This window comes from Suilimivivens aceti, from assembly GCF_025567405.1.
GTDB lineage: Bacteria > Bacillota > Clostridia > Lachnospirales > Lachnospiraceae > Suilimivivens > Suilimivivens aceti.
Map to the genome: position 1 here is coordinate 33,921 of NZ_JAOQKJ010000010.1, position 16,440 is coordinate 50,360.

The 16,440-nt window shown below is 45.0% G+C and carries 17 protein-coding genes; all 17 read left to right on the forward strand.

What is annotated here, in order from left to right; translation table 11 throughout:
- Positions 1-172 precede the first annotated feature (172 nt).
- The 17 genes from OCV77_RS12385 (at position 173) to araA (ending at position 16,399) form a co-directional block, all read left to right on the forward strand.
- The gene (locus OCV77_RS12385) at positions 173-733 is read left to right on the forward strand and encodes a hypothetical protein (protein WP_262575380.1); all 561 of its coding nucleotides are present in this window, start codon (positions 173-175) and stop codon (positions 731-733) included.
- Between the two features lie 120 nt (positions 734-853).
- Positions 854-1,114: a hypothetical protein gene (locus OCV77_RS12390; protein WP_262575315.1), complete on the forward strand. Its 261-nt coding sequence runs from the start codon at positions 854-856 to the stop codon at positions 1,112-1,114.
- Between the two features lie 27 nt (positions 1,115-1,141).
- Positions 1,142-1,906, forward strand: a complete 765-nt coding sequence (locus tag OCV77_RS12395; RefSeq protein WP_262575316.1) for a hypothetical protein — start codon at positions 1,142-1,144, stop codon at positions 1,904-1,906.
- 230 nt (positions 1,907-2,136) lie between these two features.
- Complete coding sequence (locus OCV77_RS12400; RefSeq protein WP_118798483.1) at positions 2,137-2,358, forward strand: acyl carrier protein; 222 nt, start codon at positions 2,137-2,139, stop codon at positions 2,356-2,358.
- 7 nt (positions 2,359-2,365) lie between these two features.
- Positions 2,366-3,307, forward strand: coding sequence for an enoyl-[acyl-carrier-protein] reductase FabK (gene fabK, locus OCV77_RS12405; RefSeq protein WP_334307704.1), 942 nt, complete (start codon positions 2,366-2,368; stop codon positions 3,305-3,307).
- Positions 3,295-4,194 carry an ACP S-malonyltransferase gene (gene fabD, locus OCV77_RS12410; RefSeq protein WP_262575318.1) on the forward strand — a complete coding sequence of 300 codons (900 nt, stop codon included), beginning with the start codon at positions 3,295-3,297 and terminating at the stop codon, positions 4,192-4,194. Before fabK ends, fabD begins: the two co-directional genes overlap by 13 nt.
- The gene (gene fabG, locus OCV77_RS12415; protein WP_262575319.1) at positions 4,188-4,916 is read left to right on the forward strand and encodes a 3-oxoacyl-ACP reductase FabG; all 729 of its coding nucleotides are present in this window, start codon (positions 4,188-4,190) and stop codon (positions 4,914-4,916) included. Before fabD ends, fabG begins: the two co-directional genes overlap by 7 nt.
- An 11-nt stretch (positions 4,917-4,927) precedes the next feature.
- A complete protein-coding gene (fabF, locus tag OCV77_RS12420; protein WP_262575320.1) occupies positions 4,928-6,166 on the forward strand; it encodes a beta-ketoacyl-ACP synthase II in 1,239 nt (412 codons plus the stop codon).
- Between the two features lie 4 nt (positions 6,167-6,170).
- The gene (locus OCV77_RS12425; protein WP_262575321.1) at positions 6,171-6,593 is read left to right on the forward strand and encodes an acetyl-CoA carboxylase biotin carboxyl carrier protein; all 423 of its coding nucleotides are present in this window, start codon (positions 6,171-6,173) and stop codon (positions 6,591-6,593) included.
- Positions 6,594-6,597: 4 nt separating this feature from the next.
- Positions 6,598-7,014, forward strand: coding sequence for a 3-hydroxyacyl-ACP dehydratase FabZ (gene fabZ / locus OCV77_RS12430; protein ID WP_118798594.1), 417 nt, complete (start codon positions 6,598-6,600; stop codon positions 7,012-7,014).
- 3 nt (positions 7,015-7,017) lie between these two features.
- Positions 7,018-8,325 carry an acetyl-CoA carboxylase biotin carboxylase subunit gene (locus OCV77_RS12435; protein ID WP_262575322.1) on the forward strand — a complete coding sequence of 436 codons (1,308 nt, stop codon included), beginning with the start codon at positions 7,018-7,020 and terminating at the stop codon, positions 8,323-8,325.
- A gap of 4 nt (positions 8,326-8,329) precedes the next feature.
- Positions 8,330-9,184, forward strand: a complete 855-nt coding sequence (gene accD / locus OCV77_RS12440) for an acetyl-CoA carboxylase, carboxyltransferase subunit beta (RefSeq protein WP_262575323.1) — start codon at positions 8,330-8,332, stop codon at positions 9,182-9,184.
- A 1-nt stretch (position 9,185) separates the two neighbouring features.
- Entirely contained in the window at positions 9,186-9,977 is a 792-nt protein-coding gene (locus OCV77_RS12445; protein WP_262575324.1) for an acetyl-CoA carboxylase carboxyltransferase subunit alpha, read from the forward strand.
- Between the two features lie 2 nt (positions 9,978-9,979).
- Entirely contained in the window at positions 9,980-11,614 is a 1,635-nt protein-coding gene (locus OCV77_RS12450) for an AMP-binding protein (protein WP_262575325.1), read from the forward strand.
- 83 nt (positions 11,615-11,697) lie between these two features.
- Positions 11,698-13,701, forward strand: a complete 2,004-nt coding sequence (locus OCV77_RS12455; RefSeq protein WP_262575327.1) for a PAS domain-containing protein — start codon at positions 11,698-11,700, stop codon at positions 13,699-13,701.
- Complete coding sequence (locus OCV77_RS12460; RefSeq protein ID WP_262575328.1) at positions 13,688-14,797, forward strand: GntR family transcriptional regulator; 1,110 nt, start codon at positions 13,688-13,690, stop codon at positions 14,795-14,797. The genes OCV77_RS12455 and OCV77_RS12460 overlap by 14 nt, the downstream gene beginning before the upstream one ends.
- Positions 14,798-14,902: 105 nt before the next feature.
- Positions 14,903-16,399 (forward strand): L-arabinose isomerase, encoded by a 1,497-nt coding sequence (gene araA / locus OCV77_RS12465; RefSeq protein WP_262575329.1) that lies wholly within the window; start codon positions 14,903-14,905, stop codon positions 16,397-16,399.
- Positions 16,400-16,440 lie beyond the last annotated feature (41 nt).

Below are 16,440 nucleotides of genomic sequence, written 5' to 3' on the forward strand. Positions count from 1 at the left end.
GAAATATGAAATTATCCATTATCAGAAATGCAGTCTTCGCAGTAACCGGTATAGGGGTAATCTGTCTGTATGCTATTTCAGGAAATCAAAGACCTGTGCATATATGTGGATCATTGTAATGGGACTTCAGCTTTTATTTTAAAGCTGAAGCGTAACGAAAAGGCAGGACAATATAATGAAAATAGAAAAATTTGTAAAGCTCATGACAGGCTATTTTGATAATAAAGAACAGTTTACCGCGATGAAAAAAGCCGGGAAGATCTATCCGTATGCACAGCATGTGAATACAGTCTGTAATGATAAGGTAAAAAATATTCCTGAAGATTTCGCGGGAATATTCATAGTAGAAGAAAGCTATTATGAGACGGATGGAAGAAAGCATGCGTCACCACATTTATTTCTTATTACAGAGAGTTGCGATGGGATCCTGCTTTCCTCCTATGAATTACCGGCAGGAGAAGACAAGAATACGTTCTCTTATGCTTCTATGAAAACCGTAGACTATAATGAGCTGAAAAAATCTGAGAAGTTTACACCGGCACTATATAAGGAAACAGATGGCGGCTGGGAAGGTGGCAGTGTGAGTCACTTTTCCCCGGTTATGACCTTCAGGTTATGGGAGAGATTTTCTGAAACATGCCTGGAGGTTTCCGAAAGTATGGAAGTGAACGGAAGGAGAACCTTCGGATATGATGCTCCGATTATATACAAAAGGGTATCAGCTCAACAATAAGCATATTTGATGTGGCAGGAAGAAATTTTTTAATTGGAAGGTGAGAGTTTTCTTAATTTTTTGTACCTATATTTATAGAATCATATTAACCAATACCACCAGTGTAAAGGAGGACACTTTATGAGAAGAAAATTTCTTGCACCGGCTCTGGTTTTTATCATGTGTATAGGTATCACCATGACGGCTTATGCCTCTCCACAGGCGGATCAGCTGCAGAACCAGCCACAATTTACAACCAATGCAACTTCTGAAGAACTATCCATTATCAAAACATTATTTTCTGCTGAGGAATATGCTGAATTATATCCTGATGTGGTAAAAGCCCACGGGAATGAAGAAGCTGCTCTTTGGGATCACTTTGCAGCACATGGGTTATCGTAGGGAAGAGCTTTAAGCAAAAGCTTTCACGTGTTTGCATACCGTGCCGCATATGAAGATCTTCAGGAAGCATTCGGGAACAATATCATTGCTTATTATATCCATTATGCCACTCATGGAATGCAGGAAAACAGATCAATTACAACAGTTCCTCAGGCTGTAAAAGCCGGCATAACGGTAACAGGACTACGCGGACAGGTAATTGCCAGACCGGTACCCGTTGTGATTACTCCGACTGAAGAAACAAATCAGGAAGAAACAAATCACGAAGAAACCGGTAACCCTGTTGTCATACCGGAAACTCCTTCTCCAGAGCCTGTTCCTGTCCCTTCTGCTACTGTATGTACCCATCAATATATAACAAAACAACTGGAGAATATAAGAGCACACGCACCGGTGTGTGAAATCTGTAGATATACAGACGAACAAAAGCAGGAGCCCTGCGAAGCAGCGGACGAATACATAATAGATACGATGTACCACAAGCGGAAATGCAAGGGGTGTGACAGGCTTATGGATTCCGATAAGCATCAGTATCCTACTAACGATTTCAAATGCTCGGTATGTGGATATCAGCATGTGCATAATTACTATTACTTTGTAATAAACAATGATAATAAAAATCATATAAAATCATGCACCTTATGCAACTTCGGCTCTTCGGAACCACATAATATCAGTGCACCAACCAGTTATTCTACTATGGAACATAAAAGACAGTGCTCCGATTGCAATTTCTACTATATGGAACCACATACAACACCGGGAGTCTGTGAATGCGGATATAGTTCTTAACAGCCTTTATTATCTATAATACACCATGAGCAGCTGCAAAATCACTGTGGAAAATTTTGAACTCAACGGGAGTGCATTTTAACTGATGCACTCCCGTTTTTTTAATTGTGTACAAAGCAGGAACGCTTTTGGAACGCGCCGGTTTCTTTGGAGGAACGGAAGCTCTGTATAATAAATAACAACAGGCAGCAGAAAATTGCCTGAAATAATTATTCTGGAGGCATTTAACCATGTACTTTGACATTATCGCAAAAATCGTTTCAGAACGCACAGGCTGTGATGTTTCTGTTGTAAAACCGGAAAGCAGATTTTCTGAGCTTGGCATCGACTCGCTTGATACGGTAGAGCTCCTGATGAATCTGGAGGATGAGCTTGGTATTGAGATCGAATTGGACCAGAAGGTAGAAACTGTTGATGACCTGGATAGGTTTATCCAAAGTAAAAAGGGCTAGTATTATGATCAGGTCAACAATTTGTGAAATGCTTGGTATCGAATATCCAGTGCTTCAAGGTGGTATGGCTTGGATCGCTGACGGAAAACTGGCCGCTGCTGTTTCTTGCGGTGGCGGCCTTGGTATTATTGCAGCAGGAAATGCTAAAGGCGATTATGTCAGACAGCAGATCCAGGCTGCCAGGAGTATTACTGATAAACCTATTGGCGTTAATATTATGCTGCTTAGTCCCTTTGCGGATGAGGTAGCAAAGGTTGTTATAGAAGAAAAGATTGAGGTTGTGACCACAGGTGCAGGTAATCCCTCCAAATATATTAAGGAATGGCTGAGTGCAGGAATCAGGGTAATTCCTGTAGTAGCCTCTGTTGCGATGGCAAAGCTGATGACTCGTCTTGGTGCCTCTGCCCTTATTGCAGAGGGCGGTGAAAGCGGTGGTCATGTAGGCGAGCTTACTACAATAGTACTGATCCCGCAGATTTGTGATGCAACTACTTTACCTGTTATTGCTGCCGGTGGTATTGCCGATGGCAGGGGTGTAGCAGCAGCATTTATGCTTGGCGCACAGGGCGTGCAGATGGGAACCCGTTTTCTCAGTGCAAATGAGTGTACCATCCATCCTGTATATAAAGAAAAAATACTTAAAGCAACTGACCTTTGTACGATGGTAACCGGTAAGCGTTTGGGACATCCGGTCCGGAGTCTGAGAACACCCTTTGCAAGAGAATATTCCAAGGCTGAATATGGTGGAATGCCGGATGAGGAGCTGGAAAAGCTGGCAACAGGGGCATTAAGACTTGCTGTGCAGGAGGGCGACGATAAAAAGGGTTGTTTTCTGTCCGGCCAGATAGCGGCAATGGTAAAAAAAGAGCAGCCGGCAGCAGAAATAGTTAAGGAGGTAATGGAGGAAGCTGAGGCTGTCCTTCTGAAGGCATCACAATGGATAAAATAGCATTTGTTTTTTCGGGTCAGGGCGATCAGTTTCCTGGGATGGGGAAAGATCTGTACGAAGAATATCCGGTTGCTCAAAGGATTTATGATCTTTGCGATAGCATACGGCCTGGAACATCCACCCAGTGCTTCAATAGTACAGAAGAGGAACTAAGGGAAACAAGGAATACACAGCCCTGCCTCTTTGCAATGGAGTTAGCTGCAGCAAGCATTCTGATCGAAAAGGGTGTTGTCCCGGATGCATTAGCAGGATTTTCTCTCGGTGAGGTTGTTGCGGCAACGGTCAGTGGAATATTTGACGATAAAACAGGTTTTCGTCTTGTCTGCAAGCGTGGAGAACTGATGCAGGGCGAGGCTGAGAAGTTCGACACAGCTATGGCTGCTGTTGTGAAGCTGACGTCAGAACAGGTGCAGGATATATGCAGAAGATATCCTGATGTTTATCCTGTAAACTTTAACTGTCCCGGGCAGATCACAGTATCCGGTATTTCCTCTCAAATGACAGATTTCCTTGCAGATGTAAAAGCAGCCGGTGGCAGAGCAATCCCGCTTAAAGTAAAGGGAGCGTTTCATTCACCTTTTATGAAGGCGGCAGCAGAGGCTTTTGAAAGAGAGCTGAACAAGGCGGCTATTAAGGAAAGAAACATAGTACTTTATTCGGATGTGACCGCTGAAGTCTATACCAATGATGTGGCAGGACTGCTTTCCAAGCAGATATGCAGTCCGGTACAGTGGGAAAAGATTATCCGTAATATGATCACAGATGGAATTGATACCTTCATTGAAATAGGTCCTGGCAAAACGCTTACTAACATGATTAAGAAAATAAGTACAGACATAAAGGCTGTAAATGTTATCGAATATCTTGCGGAGGTGGAAGGATGTTGAACGGAAAAACTGCAGTTGTGACAGGAGGCTCCCGTGGCATTGGTGAAGCGATCGTATATAAACTGGCTTCAATGGGTGCCAATATAGCCGTTATTTATGCAGGTAATGCTGCCGCCGCAGAGAAGGTGTGTAAAAAATGCGGCCAGAGTTACAGTGTAGAAGCGCGGGCTTATCAATGCAATGTTGCTGATTTTTCGGCTGTCAAGGAAGCTGTGGTAAAGATCAGGGCTGATTTTGGTGCGGTACAGTTCCTTGTGAATAATGCGGGAATTACGCATGACGGACTTCTCGCCATGATGAAAGAAGAAGATTTTGATGCGGTTCTGGACACCAATCTTAAAGGTGCTTTCAATATGATCCGCCATATGACAGGACTGTTCATCCGGGCACGTGAAGGCTGTATTATCAATATCACATCAGTTTCGGGCATGATGGGCAATGCAGGGCAATGCAATTATTCCGCATCAAAGGCTGGGCTGATCGGACTTACAAAGTCCGTAGCGAAGGAGCTTGCACCAAAAGGTATCCGTTGTAATGCGGTTGCTCCCGGATTTATCGCAACAGATATGACAGGAAATCAGACAGACAATCCTCTTTTGGATATGATCCCACTCGGTAAGATGGGTGAACCAGAGGATGTGGCAGACGCAGTTGCATATCTTGCAACTGCAAAATATGTAACCGGCGAGGTGCTCCGTGTCGACGGAGGCATTGCTATGTAAGGAGAAAAACTATGAGTGAAAACAGACGAGTTGTTGTTACCGGTATCGGTGCAATTACCCCTTTGGGAAACAGTGTTTCTGATACCTGGGAGAATATGAAGAACGGTAAAAACGGCATTGGATCCATTACGCTTTTCGATACAGAAAAATTCAAAGCAAAGCTGGGAGCTGAAGTCAGGGGCTTTGATCCCAAGGAGTACCTGGAGGTTAATGAGGTGCTCCGTACTGACCGCTATGCACAGTTTGCTGTTGCAGCCACACAGCAGGCAGTAGATGATAGCGGTGTTGAAGGCAATGTTGAGCCAGAACGCTTCGCAGTTATCTTTGGTTCAGGCATTGGTGGTATCAGCACCTTTGAAACAGAGCATACAAAGCTGATAGAGAAAGGACCGCGTCGGGTTTCTCCTTTATTTGTGCCCATGATGATCGGTAATATGGCAGCCGGTACGATTGCTATCCGTCATGATTGCCGGGGATCTGTCATGCCTGCCGTTACTGCGTGTGCTTCTGGTTCCAACGCCATCGGTGAAGCAATGCGCCTTATTCGTCACGGTTATGCTGATGCTGTGATCACAGGCGGTGCTGAAGCTGCTATTGTTCCTTCTGCTATCGCAGGCTTTGTCAATATGCAGGCACTCTCCACAGCTGAAGATCCAGATGCGGCATCTCTGCCTTTTGATAAACGCAGATGCGGCTTTGTTATCGGTGAAGGAGCTGTTGCGCTTATTCTTGAAGAGTATGGGCATGCAAAGGCACGCGGTGCAAAAATTTATGGCGAGGTATGTGGCTATGGTTCTACCTGCGATGCCTGTCATATCACGGCCCCTCATCCAGATGCGCGCGGAGGTGCACAGGCAATGAAGGATGCTATGAAAGAAGCCGGATACACAGATAAAGATACTGTTTATATCAATGCACATGGAACGGGTACACCGATGAATGATGTAATTGAGACATCTGCTATCAAGAAAGCCCTTGGAGAAGATAATGCAAAGAAGGCTTATGTAAGCTCCACAAAATCCATGACAGGACATATGCTTGGGGCAGCGGGCGCTATTGAAGCACTGGCTTGTCTTTTTGCACTGAATGAGAGTATTATTCCGCCCACGATCAATTTGGATGAACAGGATGAAAATTGTGATCTGAACTGTGTCCCGAAAATTGCTGTAAAAGCAGATATCACGCTGGCACTTTCCAACTCCCTTGGATTTGGTGGTCATAATGCATGCCTTGCTTTCAGAAAGGTGTAATAAGATGAAAGAAACAAATATCCGCAAATATGCCGAGCTGATGAAGGAGCTTGGGCTGACAGGACTTGAAATTACAGAGGAAAACAGTAAGGTCCGTCTGGAGCGTTCCATTGCAGCGCCTGCAGAAGAAACTTTATATTCTGTTCCCGGTACTGCTGCCAATATGCAGACAGCAGCTGGGTCAAAGGATTATATCAGCGTAAAATCACCTATCGTTGGTATATTTTATACGGCACCGGCAGAAAATGCCGATCCCTATGTTTCTATTGGTGATACAGTGAAAAAGGGACAAACTCTCTGCATTGTGGAAGCAATGAAGCTGATGAATGAGATTGCTTCCAATGAAGATGGTGTCATCTCGGAGATCTGTGTTACTGACGGGCAGGTTGTTGAATATGGAACAGAGCTTTTCCGTATCAGGAGATAGGAATATGAACAGAGAAGAAATAATGACTATATTACCTCACAGGGATAATATGCTGCTTCTTGACGATGCAGAAAATAAGGAGAGTACAGCTGTCGGGCATTATACTGTTCGTGGCGATGAATTTTTCCTTAAGGGACATTTCCCGGATAATCCTGTTGTGCCCGGAGTTATTCTCTGCGAGATACTGGCTCAGTCTGCATGCGTACTGATGAAGGATAAAATGAGCGAAGGGAAACTGCCTGTTTATACAGGGCTTAACAATGTGAAATTCCGTTCTCCTGTTAAGCCAGGGGATACAGTCGAAGCACAGTGCCGTATCAAACGCGCAAAGCATCCTTTCTACTTTGCAGAGGGTACTGTTACAGTGGATGGAAGACTTTGCGCTTCAGCTGAATTTTCCTTTGCAATCACAGGAGTGTAAACTATGTTTTCAAAAATACTGATCGCCAACCGCGGCGAAATTGCTGTCCGTATCATCCGTGCCTGCAAGGAAATGGGTGTGGCTACGGTTGCTGTATATTCTGAGGCGGATAAAAATGCCCTTCACGTGGCTCTTGCCGATCAAAGCTATTGCATCGGTGGTCCCGAGGCTTCGGAAAGTTATCTGAACGAAAATCAAATTATAAGCACCGCTATTTTGGCGGGAGCGCAGGCAATTCATCCTGGCTATGGTTTTCTTTCTGAAAATGCACACTTTGCCCGTGCCTGCAGAAAGAACGGATTGGTATTTATCGGCCCGGATCCCGAAAGCATGGAGCGTATTGGTAATAAAGCACTGTTGAAGGAACTGATTCGAAGTACGTGCCTGACGGTCATTCCCGGAACAAAAACAGTAGCTTCTGCCGCAGAAGCAAGGCAGGCAGCTGACGGAATCGGATATCCTGTTATGCTCAAAGCCTGTGCAGGTGGAGGCGGAAGGGGAATCCGTCTGATTCATTCGGAGGATGAACTGGAGGATGCCTACTATCAGGCAACCAGTGAAGCGGTCAGTGCATTTGGCGACGGCAGTGTGTATCTTGAAAAATATATTTTTCCTGCAAGACATGTTGAATTGCAGATTCTTGCTGATGAATACGGAAATGCAGTGTGCCTTGGTGACAGGGACTGCTCTCTCCAAAGAAGAAACCAAAAGCTGCTGGAAGAAACTCCTTCTCCTGCCGTTAATGACGGGCAGCGTCAGGGGATTATAGAGCTGGCAGTGGATGCTGTAAAAAAAATTGGCTATGTAGGTGCGGGTACGCTTGAATTCCTGCTTGACCGGGAGGGAAACTTCTGGTTTATGGAAATGAATGTGCGGCTGCAGGTTGAGCATTGTGTAACAGAAATGTTGACAGGCTTTGATCTTGTAAAATGGCAGATCCGCATTGCAGCTGGTATACCGCTGAATTTTATACAAAAGGATGTTAGAATAAAAGGCTCTGCCATTGAATGCCGTATCAATGCAGGCAGCTGTGGAGCGCTGGAAATGCTTCATGTTCCGGGCGGACCGTCTGTACGGTTTGATACCTGTCTGGTCACAGGCACTGTCGTATCCCCGTATTATGATTCATTGCTTGGCAAGCTGATCGTATATGCTAAAACACGGGAAGAAGCCCTCCGCAAAATGAGGGCAGCACTTTGCGAATTGGTAATTGGCGGCATATCGACTAACATTGAGGAACAACTGCGGATTGTAGAGGATGAGCGCTTTATATCCGGTAATTATGATTTAGCGTTTATGGGAAACAGGTGATGAAATGGCATTACTTAATTTTTTGAAACCTAAAAATCAATTAGAAGAAGGCGGACGTTCTTCTGCTCCTGTCCAGCGTGATGACGGTGAGCCGGAAAAGAAATGTCCGAATTGTCACAAGGATGTTCCGCTGAGCCGCCTTTGGGCAAATGATCTTGTCTGTTCCTGTGGTTATCATTTTCGTATGAAAGCACGTCAGCGTATACAGATGATCACGGATAAGGGAAGCTTTCATGAGCTATATCCTAATATGAAAGCTGATAATCCGTTAAATTTTCCCGGATACAAGGAGAAGCTTGAAACTGTCCGTGTAGCAAGCAGCGAAAAGGAGGCCGTGGTCTGCGGTACGGCTGCTATTGGGAAACAAAAATGCTGTCTGTTTGTTATGGAACCGTACTTTATGATGGGTAGCATGGGTAGTGCTGTTGGTGAAAAAGTAACGATACTATTTGAGTATGCCGTGCAGCACCGCCTGCCGGTTATCGGCTTTACTGTATCTGGCGGTGCCCGTATGCAGGAAGGTTTATTGTCTCTGATGCAGATGGCCAAAATAAGCGCAGCGGTAAAACGGCATAGTGATGCAGGTCTTTTGTATATTGCTGTTCTTACTGATCCGACAACGGGTGGTGTGACGGCGAGCTTCGCTATGGAAGCAGATATTATTCTTGCTGAACCCGGTGCAACTGTCGGGTTTGCAGGGGCAAGAGTGATTGAACAGACGACAAGGAAGACTCTGCCGGAAGGATTTCAAAAGTCTGAATTTGTACTGAAGCATGGATTTATTGACAGCATTATTCAACGCTCCAGCCAGAAAAAGTATCTGAATGAGCTGCTGAAAATGCATGGTGGAGGATTATGATATGAGCCTGACTGCTTATGAACGGGTGAAGCTTGCCCGTGATAGTAAAAGACCGACAGGGCTTGACTACATTAAAAATGTTTTTGGCGGCTTTATTGAATTTCATGGTGATCGCCGTTTTGCAGATGATCCCGCTGTTGTGGGTGGCATTGCAAAGCTTTGTAATATTCCCGTGACGGTAATTGCAATTGAAAAAGGTCATACGGCAAAGGAGCGTTCCTATCGGAATTTTGGTATGCCTCAGCCTGAAGGCTATCGCAAAGCCCTGCGGCTTATGAGACAGGCTGAAAAATTCGGCAGACCAGTTATTTGTTTTGTCGATACATCCGGTGCATACTGTGGAGTCGGGGCTGAGGAACGGGGACAGGGACAGGCGATCGCTGAAAATCTGCTGGAAATGTCCACGCTTTGTGTTCCGATCATTTCTATTTTAATTGGTGAAGGTGGTAGTGGAGGTGCTCTTGGTCTTGCAGTTGCCGACAGAGTCTGGATGCTGCAAAATGCCGTATATTCTGTCATTTCCCCAGAAGGCTGCGCAAGTATTCTATGGAAAGATGCTGCAAAAGCAGAAATGGCAGCAGCAAGCTTGAAATTAGCGGCTGAAGATGCAAAAAGTATCGGTGTGATTGAACGCATCCTTTCCGAAAATGATATCGGGAAAAAGGAATTCTATGACCGTATCCGCACCCTACTGATGGAAGAGCTAAAAGTATTGTCTGAGGAAGCTGACCTGATTCAGAGCCGCTATGACAGATTCCGTAAGCTGGGTGTAAGCGCAGTTGTTAAGGAGTGAAAATGAGTATATATAAACAATACTGTAGTGAAATTGTTGATGAAAACGGCAGGTTACAAAAAATAACACTGAAATATCCGGATAACTTTAATTTCGGTTATGATGTTGTTGATAAAATTGCAGATGAAACACCGCAAAAACGTGCGCTGGTCTGGTGCAATGTAGAAGGTGAAGAACATATTTTTTCATTTGCAGATATAAAAAAGTACAGCAATCAGATGGCGAATGTGTTTCAAAGTGCAGGAATAGGCCACGGAGACCGTGTTATGCTGATCCTGAAGCGGCACTACGAATACTGGTTTGCTGCAGTGGCACTGCACAAGCTGGGTGCAGTGATGATACCGGTAACGCATATGCTGACGGTCAGCGACCTTGTATATCGCATGAAAGCTTCTAAGGCAAAGGCATTTGTATGCACTACCCAGAACGAGGTCCCCGGAAAAATTACCGAAGCGCTGGAAGAGGCTGGCATGACAGCAAAGCTCTGGTGTGTACAGGGGGATGCAGACGGCTTTGAAAATATGACAGAAGCTATGAAAGAAGCTTCTGAAGAATTTGAACGTGTGCAGACCCTGGCGGCGGATCCTATGATGCTGTATTTTACATCCGGCACTACAGGATATCCTAAAGGTGTAATTCATGATCACAGTTATCCGCTTGCACATATCGTCACGGCAAAGTACTGGCATCAGGCAGAGGAAGACGGCCTGCATTTTACTGTTGCGGAAACAGGATGGGCAAAAGCATCCTGGGGTAAGCTTTATGGACAATGGCTGGTTGGCTGTGCGGTTATGGTGTATGATTTTGATAACTTTGAGCCAAAGCAGCTGACTGCAGTTATCAACCATTATGGTGTAACCTCCTTCTGTGCACCTCCCACAGTTTATCGTTACCTTGTGCGTAAAGGCATTCCTGACATGCCAACACTCAGACATGCGACCACAGCAGGTGAAATGTTAGCCCCTGAGGTGTTTCATAAGTTTACAGAACGTACCGGACTTCAACTCTGTGAGGGCTACGGACAGACTGAGACAACATTATTAATGGCAAATTTCAAAGGCTATGATGCCGTGGAGGGTTCCATGGGAACACCGTCCCCCTTTTACAATCTTGAGCTTCGGGGAAAGGACGGAAAACCTGCAGGGATTGGCGAAATAGGGGAGGTTGTTATTATTCCCGAAAAGGCTGGTAAACAGCCGGGTGTATTTACTACATATTTAGACGATGATGAACAGTACGGATATGTCTGGCGTGATGGGGTATATCATACGGGTGATGCGGCATATATGGATGAACATGGCCATTACTGGTTCCATGGACGTTTTGATGATATCATCAAGACAGGCGGCTTCAGGGTTGGACCTTATGAAGTGGAAAATGTGCTGATGGAGCATCCTGCCGTTGTAGAATGCAGTGTGATCGGCGTACCGGATTCTCTGCGGGGTCAGGCGATCAAGGCAGTTGTTGTTCCTGGGGCAGGGTATGAGCCGTCACAGGAGCTTGAGCTGGAAATTAAAAATTTTTGCAATCAGAAGCTTTCAGAATACAAATGGATCCGTTTCGTGGAATTCATAACTGAAATGCCTAAGACCATCAGCGGTAAGATACAAAAGACGGTGCTTCGTGGTCAGAAATAGCAGGTACCGCATTAGTTGTAATATAACATGGATTGATTTATAATACCGTTGGCAGAGGAGGAAACTCTGTAAAAGGAGATAGTATGAATAACGCATTGAATAACATGGAGAAAATACTTGACCATCAAATATGTGGTTTTCATCAGTATATATTGACATCTCCTGTACACCTGAATTATGTCAGCTGTAATCTGTGTGCAATGCTTGGGATCCAGCAAAATGAACTGTTGGATGACAGAACAGATCTTTATGCAAAAATGGTACATCCTGCAGATCTTGAAAAGTATCTTGATTTTATCCAGAATATAATTCTGAAAGAGCAGACGTTTACAGGTGAGTACCGTCTTATAAAAAAAGATGGTACAGTTATCTGGGTAAGAGATACCGTTACACCCGGGAGACTGGATGATGGAACACTCATCGGGCATTCTGTTTTAACAGATATCACCGATATAAAAAACAGGAATACTGATCTGGTATTTTTGAATGAAACTGTTCCTTGCGGAATTTTAAGATATACCTGTGAAAAACAGCCGAGAATTACATATATCAATTCAAAGATGCTTGAAATCCTGCGTTTTCCAGAAGCAAAAGAGGGGGAAATTGATTATCTGGAAATGTATAAAAGCAATATCTTCCTGATGATCCCCATGGAGGAACGACGCAGATTTTCAAAATATCTGAACCGTGTTTTTTCTGCGGATGCTCCAATCGCCGGAGATATGACATTGCTTTGCTGTGATGGATACCGTGCACATGTTTTCGGGTGGGTTACGAAGTGTGTCAATGAACATGGGGAAGCAGAGTTTCAAAGTGTTTGCATGGATATTACGGAGCGTTATCAGGCACGGAAGGCGAATGAAAGCAAACGCTATCTGCGGGCTCTTACTGATGTTTATGATAAGATTTTTGAATTTAATTTTGATGCCGGCACCGTGAAATGCCTGTATTGTGAAGAGACATCTTATTTTAAGAGATTTGAAAATATAGCAATGCAAATTGAGGATGCACTGGAAAAGTGGCTGATCGCATCCGTAAATATAGAACAGCAGGATATTGTGCGGCATTTTTTCAGGGATTATTGTCAAAAGAGGCTGGATGGAATTGACGGCAGACCGCCGCAAGTCATCTATAAGGCCCGTTCTACCAATAACAGCATCAGGCAATATACGGGTATATTTATCAAAGTTGATGAATCGGTCAGTCTCTATTGCTGTCGAGAGACAAAAGAGACGGGGAATTCTGCTGCACTGAAGGAAGAAAACAATCAGCTGAAAGAAAAAATGCGAAATTTAGTCACAAAATTTTCGGATGGCATTGCAGCTTTTGAAGTTACAGCAAAGGGTCTGGTAAAGCCGCTGTATGCAACTGAAAATGTCTGTGAATTTTTTGGCTATACGGAGGAAGAATGGCTTCCACTGATGGAATGCTTCACTCCCTTAGAAAGCTTTGTTGCATACAGCGAAGTTCCTTATGAAAAATATATGGAATTACTAAGAGCCGGGGAAGCAGAGTTTGCTTATTTTGATTATCAGTCTGAGAAAGAATGTAAGATCAAGGCAATTTGTTCCGAAAAAGAGCCAAACACAAATTTTTCCCGTTATGTTATGCTTTATTCAGTAGATGGAGGTCTGGAACCGGACAGATCGACCTTGGCAGAGAAACGTACGGTGTCCATCCGCACCTTTGGTTACTTTGATGTGTTTGTAGGGGACACGCCTATTGCATTCCGCAACAAAAAATCCAAGGAGCTTTTTGCACTGCTTGTTGATCGTAAAGGGGGATATGTTACTTCTGAAGAGGCTGTCAGTTTTCTGTGGGAGGATGAGCCGGCAAATACGCTGACTCTTTCGAGATACCGGAAAGTTGCGCTGCGTTTGAAAAGCACACTGGAGGAATATGGAATTTCCGGTATTGTGGAAGCTGTCGATGGAAAACGACGTATTGTCATGGATAAGGTCGAGTGTGATCTGTATAATTATCTTTCAGGGAAAGAGGAATATTCACAGCTATTTAAGGGAAGCTACCTGACGAACTATAGCTGGGGTGAAACAACGTTGGGAGAATTGATGAATGACGAAAGGTGAAAGCTTTTGTGGGCAGAAGCAGCCCAAGTATTATCAGCTTATGACAGATCTGAAGGAGAAGGTGACAAAGGGCGAGATCCGCCCAGGCGATAAGCTTCCCTCTGAAAATGAACTGTCAGCGGCTTACCAGATCAGCCGTCAGACGGTCAGGAAAGCGCTGGCAGTACTTGATAGTGAAGGCTATATTTATGCCGAGCATGGCAGGGGAACATTTTGCCGGGAAAGAGTGATGCACACAGGAAATTCCAGAAATATTGCTGTTGTCACTACTTATCTGTCGGACTATATTTTTCCTCGGGTCATTCAGGGGATCGATGAGGTACTGACCAGAGAGGGATACAGTATTATCCTGAAAAATACAAAGAACTCCAGAAGCCAGGAGGCGAAGTGCCTGGAGGAGCTTTTACAGAAGGACATTGAGGGGATCATCATAGAGCCAAGCAAGAGCCATATTTACTGTCGTCATACGGAGCTTTATGGGAAGCTGGAGGAATACGGGATTCCTTATGTGTTTATCCAGGGGTGCTTTGATCAGCTCAGTGAAAAGCCAAAGGTGCTGATGGACGACTGCCTTGGTGGCTATCTGATCACGAAATATCTGATCGAGACCGGGCACAGGAATATCATTGGCGTGTTCAAGTCAGATGATATGCAGGGACAGAACAGACACCGTGGCTATGTACAGGCGCTGCAGGAGGCCGGACTTGTCTATGATCCGGACAGGGTGATCTGGTTTTATACGGAGGACAGAAGGGTGCACCCTTATGATGGGATATGCAGGCTGGTACAGAAGCAGGCTGCCATGGACAGTGTCGTATGCTACAATGACCAGATCGCCATGAAGGTGATACAGGCACTGCAGGATATGGGAAAAAGGGTGCCGGAGGACATTTCTGTTACCGGCTACGACAATTCCTTTATGGCTGCAGGTGACGGCTTTCACCTGACGACCATTGTTCACCCGCAGGAAAAGCTGGGAGAGATGGCGGCAGAGCTTCTGCTTGATCTGATCCACCACAGGGAAGGTCTGGAGAGCGAACAGATCCTGATTGAGCCGGAGCTGGTGATCGGAAATTCCTGTCTTGACAGACGCTGACAAGGATGGCGGCGGCGAAAAAACAACTTGTAAAGATAAGCATACAAGTTATACCATTACAGTATAAAAGACGATTATTTCATGTATTGTAAGGAGGTATCTTGTATGTTACAGAAAAAGAATTATGTATTTTGGTTTTGCACCGGTTCCCAGGATCTTTATGGAGAGGAGTGCCTTGCAAAGGTAGCAGAGCATTCCCATAAGATCGTAGATGCACTGAATGCATCCGGACTTCTTCCCTATGAGGTGGTCTGGAAGCCTACGCTGATCACTAATGAACTGATCCGCAGAACCTTTAATGAGGCAAATCTTGATGAAAGCTGTGCCGGTGTGATCACATGGATGCATACCTTTTCACCGGCAAAATCCTGGATCCTGGGTCTGCAGGAGTATCGTAAGCCCCTGCTGCATTTCCATACCCAGTTCAATGAAGAAATTCCCTATGACAGCATTGATATGGACTTTATGAACGAAAACCAGTCTGCCCACGGTGACAGGGAATATGGTCATATTGTCAGCAGAATGCGGATCGAGAGAAAGGTAGTTGTTGGCCACTGGTCTGATCCTGTGGTAGTCGGCAGAATCGCATCCTTTATGAGAACAGCGGTAGGTATCGTGGAGAGCAGCCATATCCGTGTCATGCGTGTGGCAGACAATATGAGAAATGTAGCGGTTACCGAAGGTGACAAGGTAGAAGCACAGATCAAATTTGGCTGGGAAGTAGATGCATACCCTGTAAATGAGATCGCAGAAAGTGTGGATGCGGTTTCTGCTTCTGATGTCAATGCGCTGGTGGATGAGTATTATGAGAAATACAATATTCTTCTGGAGGGAAGAGATCCGGAGGAATTTAAGAAGCATGTGGCTGTCCAGGCACAGATCGAGATCGGTTTTGAGCGTTTCCTGGAGGAAAAGAACTATCAGGCGATCGTAACGCACTTTGGTGATCTTGGGAAATTGAAGCAGCTTCCCGGACTTGCCATCCAGAGACTGATGGAAAAGGGCTATGGCTTTGGTGCAGAGGGTGACTGGAAGGTGGCAGCCATGGTCAGACTGATGAAGATCATGACCGGTGACATGAAGAATCCGAAGGGAACTTCCATGCTGGAAGACTATACCTACAATCTGGTGAAGGGAAAGGAAGGCATTTTGGAAGCCCATATGCTGGAGATCTGCCCTTCTATCGCAGATGGCCCTATCAGTATCAAGTGTCAGCCCTTAAGCATGGGTGACAGAGAGGATCCGGCAAGACTGGTATTTACCTCCAAAGAAGGAAGCGGTATAGCAGTATCCCTTATAGATCTCGGCAACCGGTTCCGTATGATCATCAATGATGTAGACTGCAAGAAGGTAGAAAAGCCCATGCCAAAGCTTCCCGTTGCGACCAATTTCTGGACACCACAGCCGGATATGTATACCGGAGCAGAAGCGTGGATCCTGGCTGGCGGCGCCCACCATACAGCATTCACCTATGACCTGACAGCAGAGCAGATGGGTGATTTTGCAGCTGCTATGGGTGTAGAGGCTGTTTATATTGACAAGGACACAAAAATCCGTGATTTTAAGAGAGATTTGATGCTCGGAGAGGTGTTTTACCGCTAAATTTTGTGGTATGGTAATAAGAGAAGCAAAAGGAGGTTACT

Excerpts from the sequence above, each read along its gene's own strand:
- OCV77_RS12390 (WP_262575315.1), top strand. The coding sequence starts at position 854 with ATGAGAAGAAAATTTCTTGCACCGGCTCTGGTTTTTATCATGTGTATA.
- OCV77_RS12400 (WP_118798483.1), top strand. The coding sequence starts at position 2,137 with ATGTACTTTGACATTATCGCAAAAATCGTTTCAGAACGCACAGGCTGT.
- fabD (WP_262575318.1), top strand. The coding sequence starts at position 3,295 with ATGGATAAAATAGCATTTGTTTTTTCGGGTCAGGGCGATCAGTTTCCT.
- fabG (WP_262575319.1), top strand. The coding sequence starts at position 4,188 with ATGTTGAACGGAAAAACTGCAGTTGTGACAGGAGGCTCCCGTGGCATT.
- fabF (WP_262575320.1), top strand. The coding sequence starts at position 4,928 with ATGAGTGAAAACAGACGAGTTGTTGTTACCGGTATCGGTGCAATTACC.
- OCV77_RS12425 (WP_262575321.1), top strand. The coding sequence starts at position 6,171 with ATGAAAGAAACAAATATCCGCAAATATGCCGAGCTGATGAAGGAGCTT.
- fabZ (WP_118798594.1), top strand. The coding sequence starts at position 6,598 with ATGAACAGAGAAGAAATAATGACTATATTACCTCACAGGGATAATATG.
- OCV77_RS12435 (WP_262575322.1), top strand. The coding sequence starts at position 7,018 with ATGTTTTCAAAAATACTGATCGCCAACCGCGGCGAAATTGCTGTCCGT.
- accD (WP_262575323.1), top strand. The coding sequence starts at position 8,330 with ATGGCATTACTTAATTTTTTGAAACCTAAAAATCAATTAGAAGAAGGC.
- OCV77_RS12445 (WP_262575324.1), top strand. The coding sequence starts at position 9,186 with ATGAGCCTGACTGCTTATGAACGGGTGAAGCTTGCCCGTGATAGTAAA.
- OCV77_RS12450 (WP_262575325.1), top strand. The coding sequence starts at position 9,980 with ATGAGTATATATAAACAATACTGTAGTGAAATTGTTGATGAAAACGGC.
- OCV77_RS12455 (WP_262575327.1), top strand. The coding sequence starts at position 11,698 with ATGAATAACGCATTGAATAACATGGAGAAAATACTTGACCATCAAATA.
- OCV77_RS12460 (WP_262575328.1), top strand. The coding sequence starts at position 13,688 with ATGACGAAAGGTGAAAGCTTTTGTGGGCAGAAGCAGCCCAAGTATTAT.
- araA (WP_262575329.1), top strand. The coding sequence starts at position 14,903 with ATGTTACAGAAAAAGAATTATGTATTTTGGTTTTGCACCGGTTCCCAG.